Here is a 9,443-nt window from a genome sequence, read left to right as displayed (position 1 = left end):
TTTAGCGGATGCTGATGGAATAGAAACCCTAAATTATCAATGGCAACAATCAACGGATGGGACAAATTGGACTAATATTAGTGGTGCTACTAATACAACTAGCTTAACTTTGGGATATGAGCAAGTTGGGAAGTATGTACGAGTACAAGTTAGTTATACTGATGGCAAAGGGACTTTAGAAACCGTTAATAGTGACTCTACCATTCCAGTTATTAACATAAACGATACTCCTACAGGCAGTGTAAATATTACCGGGATAACTCAAGATAACCAAACCCTAACCGCTAGTAATAATTTAGCGGATGCTGATGGTTTAGGAACCCTAAATTATCAATGGCAACAATCTTCTGATGGCACAAATTGGACGAATATTAGTAGTGCCACTAATGCTAACTTGATTCTTGCTAAAGCTCAAGTGGGCCAACAAGTACGAGTACAAGTTAGTTATACTGATGGCTATGGGACTCTAGAAACCGTTAATAGTCTGCCTACCAGTGTCATCACTCATCCGAATAATGCGCCTACAGGTAGTCTAACTCTTACGGGTACAGGAACAGAAGATCAAACCTTAAGCGCTACTAATACCCTAGCAGATGCTGATGGTTTAGGAATCCTAACTTATCAATGGCAACAATCTTCTGATGGTACAAATTGGACGGTTATATCCACTCATTTTGGCTCTTTGGAGTCCTTAACTTTAGGAGATAACCAAGTTGGTAAATATGTAAGATTACAAGTTAGTTATACTGATGGTTATGGAGTTGTAGAAACGGTTAATAGCAGTCCTACCAGTATAGTCGCTAATGTTAATGATGCTCCTACAGGTAGCATAGATATTGCAGGAAGATCCCAAATATTTAACACCCTAACCGCTACTAACACCCTAGCGGATGCTGAGGGTTTAGGAACCCTAACTTATCAATGGCAACAATCTTCTGATGTAACCAATTGGACAAATATTAGTGGTGCTAACAATACGACCTTAACACTAGGAGAAGCTCAACTTGGGAAATATGTAAGGCTACAAATTAACTATACTGATGGTTACGGTACCCCAGAAACCGTTAATAGTGGTTTTGTCGGTAAAGTCTTTAATGTTAATAGCACCCCTACAGGCAGTGTTACTGTTACAGGAACATCTCGTATATACAACACCCTAACCATGAGCAATAATTTAGCAGATGTTGATGTTTTAGGGGTATTAAATTATCAATGGCAACAATCTTCTAATGGCACAACTTGGACAAATATTAATGGTGCCACCGATAACATCCTCACTCTGGGAGGGGATCAACTTGGGAAATATGTACGGGGAAAGGTTAGCTACACTGATGGCAATGGTGTCCTAGAAACGGTTTATAGCAATCCTAGCAGTGCAGTTGATACCAGTATCTTTAACTTTAATATTAATCCAACTGCTGATCTTATTGTCAACAATAGCCGTTACTACGAGGAATGGTGGTCTATAGACCACATAGACACAACTCAAAGCTCAATATACGGATCGTGGGCGAGTTTATCTACTCAATCATACGCTAACTACACCAATAAGTTTTTTGTAACCTACACTCAGCTTTATGACCGGTACGGAAATCCCGATGGTTATCAGGCTACCTATCCAGCAGCAGTTCATGGATTACCCGATGATGGATTTTTCCCTGCAAATACTTATCATCCAGAGATTCAACTAGGGTATAACAATGCTGATGATGGCAACAATGCAGTTCTCCTCAATGGACTACAGAATTCTACAGTTAATCTTCCCACCAATCAATATGGTCAATATAGTTCAATTCATCTAGCTGTCACCTCAGCGCAGGGTACTAATTTCTCCCTAACCTTACATTACACCGATGGAACTAGCGAAACAACGGGTAACTACTCTATTTCCAACTGGCAGACTCCAATTACCCAATCAAAGGATCTCTATTATCTCGACACCGGCTTACAACCAGCTCGACCAGATGGGAATGATCGTGCTACCGTTGATTATTCTTATAATAATCCATTGAGATGGACTAATTACCCTACCGTTTCCTTGTTTGGGGTAAGAGTTTGGGTAAACAGTGCCAAGACGCTACAGAGTTTTGATGTACACAACAATATAGAAAACTCGGCCTTAGCGGTTTTGGGAACAACAGGGATATTAAATACATCCCCCTCTGGCAAAGTAACCCTTGAGGGTGTACCCAGAACTACCCAAATCTTAACCGCTACTAATAATTTAGCCGATGCCGATAATGGACTAGGAGCATTAAATTATCAATGGCAACAATCCACTGATAGCATCAATTGGACGAATATTAATGGTGCTACCAATAGTACCCTAACTTTGACCGAGGCTTACCTTAACCAACAAATACGGGTAAAAGTTACCTATACTGATGGTACTGGTACTTTAGAAACGGTTTATAGTGATCCTACACAAAAAGTTCTCGCCCTTAATAATTTTCCTACTGGCAGCGTCACGATTACCGGGACAGTCACAGAAGACCAAACCCTAACCGCTACTAATACCCTAGCGGATGCTGATGGACTAGGAACCCTTAATTATCAATGGCAACAATCCACTGATAGTATAAATTGGACAAATATTACTAATGCCACCAATAGTACCTTAACGCTTTCAGATGCTCAAGTTAACCAACAAGTACGGGTAAAAGTTACCTATACTGATGGCAAGGGTAATCTAGAAACGGTTTATAGTAGTTCTACCAGTGCCGTTACTAATATTAATGATGCTCCTACCGGGAGTGTAACCCTTACCGGGACTGCCACAGAAGACCAAACCCTAACCGCTACGAATACCCTAGCAGATGATGATGGACTAGGAACCCTCAATTATCAATGGCAACAGTCCACTGATGGCACAAATTGGACAAATATTACTAATGCCACCAATAGTACCTTAACGCTTTCGGATGCTCAAATTGATCAGTTTGTGCGGGTACGGGTTAGCTATACTGATGGCCATGGTACGCTAGAAACTGTTAATAGTAGTGCTACTGATGCCGTTACTAATGTTAATGATGCTCCTACCGGGAGTGTAACCCTTACCGGAACCGCCACAGAAAAACAAACCCTAACCGCCACGAATACCCTAGCGGATGCTGATGGACTAGGAACCCTCAGTTATCAATGGCAACAGTCAACCAATGGCGTAACTTGGTCAAATATTAGTGGTGCTACCAATACAACCTTAATTCTTTCCGGCTCTCAAGTTGGGAAAAAAGTACGAGTTCGGGTGAGCTATACTGATGGCTATGGTACGCTAGAAACCGCCTATAGTAGTGCTACCAATACGGTTACTAATGTTAATGATGCTCCTACTGGGAGTGTAACCCTTACCGGTACAGCTACAGAAGACCAAACCCTAACCGCTACTAATAATTTAGCCGATGCTGATGGACTAGGAACCCTCAGTTATCAATGGCAACAATCTTTTAATGGGACAACTTGGACGAATATTAGTGGTGCTACCCATAGTAGCTTAACTCTTTCGGATGCTCAAGTGGGTCAGTTTGTGCGGGTACAGGTTAGCTATACCGATGGTTATGGTAATCTAGAAACCGTTAATAGTAGTGCTACCAGTGCCGTTACTAATGTTAATGATGCTCCTACAGGTAATGTAACGATTACTGGAACGGCGACAGAAGACCAAACCTTAACCGCTACCAATACCTTAGCGGATGTTGATGGTTTAGGAACCCTTAACTATCAATGGCAACAGTCAACGGATGGGACAAATTGGACCAATATTAACGATGCTGTTAATCCTACCTTAACTTTGGCAGATGCTCAAGTTGGAAAATATATACAAGTACGAGTTCAGTACGTCGATGGTCATGGTACTTTAGAAACGGCGAATAGTAACATAACCAGCCTAGTCACTAATATTAACGACCTCCCTACAGGTAGCGTCACTATTACCGGGGCAACCATCAAAAATCAAACCTTAACCGCTAATAATACCTTAGCGGATGCTGATGGACTAGGAACCCTCAATTATCAATGGCAAGAGTCCACCAATGGCACAACATGGACAAATATTAACGGTGCTACCAATCCTAGCTTAATTCTGGGAGAGGCACAACTTGATAAATATGTCCGGGTACGGGTTAACTATATCGATGGCTATGGTACTCCAGAAACAGTTTACAGTAATAGCACCGGTCAAGTGGCTGATGTTAATCGTCCCCCTACAGGGAGTGTTACTATCAGTGGAATCGTTGAAGAAGACCAAACCTTAACCGCTAATCATACCTTAGCCGATGCTGATGGACTAGGAACCCTCAATTATCAATGGCAAGAGTCAACGGATGGCACAATTTGGACAAATATTAGTGGTGCCACTAATACTAGCTTCACTCTAGGAGACGCTCAACCCGGAAAATATATCCGAACACAAGTTAGCTATATTGATGGACGAGGATTCTCTGAAATCGTTTATAGTCTGCCTACTGATGCAGTGGCTAATATTAACGATCTTCCCACAGGTACCATTACTATCAATGGAATCGTTACAGAAGACCAAACCCTAACCGCTACTGATACTCTAGCGGATGCTGATGGACTTGGAGAGTTCACTTATCAATGGCAACAGTCCACCAATGGCACAACTTGGATCAATATTAACGGTGCTAACAATAGTAGCTTAACCTTGGGAGATGCTCAAGTCGGGAAATATGTACGGGTACAGGTTAGTTATACCGATGGTAATGGCACTCTAGAAACCGTTAACAGTACCCCCACTGCTAAGGTAGTCAACGTTAATGATTCTCCCACAGGCGGTATCACAATCAATGGCATCGCCACACAAAACCAAATCCTAACCCTTACCAATACCTTAGCCGATGCCGATGGACTAGGAACCTTGAATTATCAATGGCAACAGTCAACCGATGGCACAACATGGACTAATATTAGTGGTGCTACGAACACTAGCTTAACTTTGGGAGATGCTCAAGTTAATCAGTTTGTGCGGGTAAAAGTCAGTTATACCGATGGAAACGGGACTTTAGAAACGGTTAATAGTCTGCCAACCAGTAAAGTTGCCTATTTTAATCATGCTCCTACAGGGAGTGTCACTATTACGGGAACAGTCAGAGAAGACCAAACCCTAAACACCGTTAATATCTTAGAAGATGTGGATGGTTTAGGAACCTTTAACTATCAATGGCAACAGTCAACGGATGGCACAAATTGGAGCAATATTAATGGTGCTACTAATACTAGCTTAATTCTGGGAGATGCTCAGGTTGCTAAACAGATACGGGTACAAGTTAGCTATACGGATGGTCATGGTACTCTAGAAACCGTTAATAGTAATGCTACCACTGCGGTGACCAATATTAATGATGCTCCTACAGGTAGTGTCACTATTATTGGTACTGCTACAGAAGATCAAACCCTAACCGCTAATAATACCCTAGCGGATGCTGATGGGTTAGGAACTTTTAACTATCAATGGCAACAGTCAACCAATGGCACAACTTGGACCAATATTAGTAGTGCCACCAATACCAGCTTAACTCTGGGTGATGCTCTGGTCGGGAAATATGTACGGCTACAGGCTAGTTATACTGATGGCAATGGTACTCTAGAGACCGTTAATAGTAGCTCTACAGCTAAAATAGCTAATATTAATGATACCCCTACGGGTAGTGTCACTCTTACTGGTACTGTCACAGAAGATCAAACCTTAACCGCTACTAATACCCTAGCTGATATTGATGGGTTAGGAACCCTCAAATATCAATGGCAACAAACCACTGATGGTACAACTTGGACTAATATTAGTGGTGCTACCAATACCAGCTTAACTCTGGGTGATGCTCAAGTTGGGAAATATGTACGGCTACAGGTTAGTTATACGGATGGCAATGGTACTCTAGAAACCGTTAATAGTAGCCCTACGGCTCAAGTCGCTAATGTGAATGATACCCCTACAGGTAGTGTCACTCTTACCGGAACAGCCGTCACTAATCAAACCCTAACCGCTACTAATACCCTAGCGGATGCTGATGGACTAGGAACTCTCAGTTATCAATGGCAACAGACCACTGATGGCACAACTTGGACGGATATAGATGGTGCTACTAATAATAGTTTGTTGCTGACAGATGCTTTTGCCGGTAACAAAGTACGGGTAGGGGTTAGCTACACTGATGGCAATGGTACCTCAGAAAAGGTTTATAGTAGCACCACTAACGCCATCTATAATCCTCTAATCCAAGTCACTCAATCAACCGATGATGGTTTAGGAACAACCGAAGGAACGCTTAGTTGGGCCATTAAAACCGCTAACACCCGCAAAGGTTTCGATATTATCTCCCTGCAAACGAATGTCCGCCTTAATTTTGGGGAATCACTCAAGCGGATGGTACCGTTAATTGATAGCGATATTACTTTTGAGGGCGGTAACTATACTATTAGCGGGGACAATAATAATAATAATACAGTCGATGCCTCAGATCGTCCCATATTTTTCGTTAAATCGGGGAATGTCACCTTTAAGAATCTTACCCTTCGAGGAGGAGTCGCTAACCCCGGTAACGGTGGGGCTGGGATGGGAGGCGCTATGTTCATCTATGGCGGGAATGTCGCCATCAATCAAGTCTCTTTTACCAATAATCAAGCCCTCGGAAGTTCTCTTGGTAAAGGGGGAGGCAACTTGGGATTAACAGGGACCAATGGCAGCAATCAACCAGATGGGGTTAAGCACCCGGACCCAACGCTGCTTTTTGATGTTGGGCGTTTTGGTGGCAATGGGGACTTTGGCGGCAATGGGGGCAATGGTAGCAATTTCAACAAGGACTTTGGTGGCTATGGGGGTGATGGTGGCTATGGGGGTGCTGGTGGCAATGGGGGCAATAATAGTGCTCAGGGCAACGATTTTTTGGGGTATGGTGGTGCAGGTGGCAATGGGGGCTTTGGCGGTGCAGGTGGCAATGGGGGTAATGGGAGAGCGCGTGGCGGTTCTGGCTTTGGTGGCTATGGCGCTGCTGCTGGTAAGGCGGGCAGTGGTACAGTCATCCCTTCCACAAGACAGGGTACCGGTGGCTATGGCGCAACTGGTACTGCCAGTGCTGGTATGGGTGGGGCGATTTTTATTTATGGTGGCAATCTTGAGATTCAAAACTCCAGTTTTACTGATAATGCAGCCAAGGGAACTGAGGGTTCTTCAGGATTCGGGGGCGCTATCTATAATTATAATACGCGCACTTATGTTAATATCTCATCTAATACCACCTTCACCAATAACTTTGCCTCTAGCGGTGGCACCGGTCAAAATGCCATTGGCGATAATATTAATACCCAAGCTGTTAATGGTTGGACAAAAGTGATCGCAAACACCCAAACCAGTGCGTTACCAGCTAATTTAGTGACTCTGAGTGCCGAGAATAGCCCCATAGTCATTCAAAATGAACCCACTCCGGCTAATCTTGTCCTCGAAGATAGTGGCATAGATTACAGTAGCTACAAGCTAGAAAACTTCAATTTCTCAACTCTTTCCCCATCAGTCCAAGAGACTATCAAAACCGCTTTTGGTTTGTCTCCTACCCTTGATCTGAGAACCTTTGATCCGGTGGTAGCGGCGGCGAATGGAGATCCCGACGGTGTAACCCTACTTAGCAAATTATTTGCTATTCAAACCGCAATTACTCAAATGGCAGCAGCTTTACAGGGCACCTTACCCGATCAATCTTCTAGCGCCTTACAAACTGCTGTTATACAATCAATACAGCAACAAATCCTAGATAAAGCGAGTTTAGGTCAAACCATTGACTTTAGTGATACCAGTGAACTGAGTACCATTCTCACTAACTCTATCGCCGATTTACAAGCTCAAGAACCTACCCTTAATGTACAAGCTGTCACCGACAACCAAACCCAACTCCTTGAAGTAATGGCGGCGAGTAACCAACAGATTCTTGATGCTACCAATAGCATGACACCTCAAGAAGCCGTTGCCCAAATCTATAAAGCTCGTCAAGTTGCCATCAATAATGTAGCAAGTGATCTTAAAGACGCAACCGCCGGCACTCAAACCCTAACCGATGTGGTTAACCAAAATACCGGAACTAACCTGACTACCCAAGTTCAAGCGGCTGTTGCTCCCATTAACCCGGCTGCCGCTAACGATGACTTCACCCGCACAGAAAACCAAACCCTAACCGGTAACGTCTTTAGTAACAATGGACGGGGTGCAGATATAGACTTTAACTCATCCCCCTTGACAATTATCGCAGTTGATGGTAAGTCAGAGGCGATCGGTCAACAAATTACCTTAATATCAGGGGCCCTAGTCACCCTCAATAGTGATGGTACCTTTAACTATGACCCCAATGGCCAATTTAAGGGATTAGGCACCGGTCAAACGGGGACAGATAGCTTTACCTATCAAATCCGTAATAATAATAACCTCACTGATACAGGCACCGTTACCATTACCCTTACCGGAGAAAATGACGCACCTACTACCGTCGCCTTAACAGATCGCGGTTTCACCCAAAATAGCCCCATTGACACCAGTTTAGCTAACCTGAGCAATAATGACTCCGATACCAATGACGCGACTACCTATACCCTAGTCACCGGAACCGGTAGCACCGATAACGGACGCTTCCAAGTGGTCAACAACCAGTTACAATTCAAAACTTGGTTAGACTTTGATAATGGCCGTCGTTATAATGTCAGGGTAAAAACCACAGACTCCCAAGGCGCAACCACCGAAACCCCCTTAGAAGTGCATAGCTATTTCCAAAACCGAGATATTAACATCTCGCTTAACAATTTACAAAGCGGTGTCAGTAACTTAACCCTTGACTCTGTAGGCAATGCGGTCAATGGTACTGTGAGCATGGCTAATAATCAAGTCCTCTTTACGCCTACCCCCGGCTTCTTAGGGATGGCAACCTTTGACTACACTGTAATTGATAGTAACCAACAAGTCCTAACCCATACCGCTAACCTTGCTATTATGCCTTTTGCCGGTAAACAAACCATTGACACCATCACCGGTACCAGTGCGGATGATGTTATTGTTGGCTTACAGGGAAAAGATAACCTCACTGGAGGAGGAGGAAGCGATCGCTTTGTTTATACCAGTATTACCGATGCCGGAGATACTATCAATGACTTTGGCACTGGGGATAAAATTGACCTAGGGGCAGTCTTGGATAATATTGGTTATTTAGGAAGTAGTCCCATCAGTGATCAATATGTCCGTTTCTTGGCCCAAGGAAGTAATACCCTTCTGCAAATTGACCCTGATGGAGTTGGTTCTGCAAGACCGATAAGTTTTATTCTCGTTAGAGGAGTGGATATTACTACGCTGAATAACAATAATAACTTCATTTTCTAAGTTGCGTGGTGTGGGCGCTATGGGAGGCAGGTACGGGGGGTCCCGTACCTGCCCCGACCAATTACAATTTAAGACA

The 9,443-nt window shown here is 43.5% G+C and carries 1 protein-coding gene; it reads left to right on the top strand.

Going from position 1 to position 9,443, the window contains the following annotated elements; translation table 11 throughout:
- Positions 1-19: 19 nt before the first annotated feature.
- Entirely contained in the window at positions 20-9,367 is a 9,348-nt protein-coding gene (locus IM515_RS18220; RefSeq protein ID WP_502881976.1) for a DUF8696 domain-containing protein, read from the top strand.
- The last annotated feature ends 76 nt before the right edge of the window (positions 9,368-9,443 follow it).

It is taken from the genome of Microcystis sp. M44BS1 (assembly GCF_020244875.1).
GTDB classification, from domain to species: domain Bacteria; phylum Cyanobacteriota; class Cyanobacteriia; order Cyanobacteriales; family Microcystaceae; genus Microcystis; species Microcystis panniformis.
This window is presented reverse-complemented; position numbering and strand designations above follow the sequence as displayed.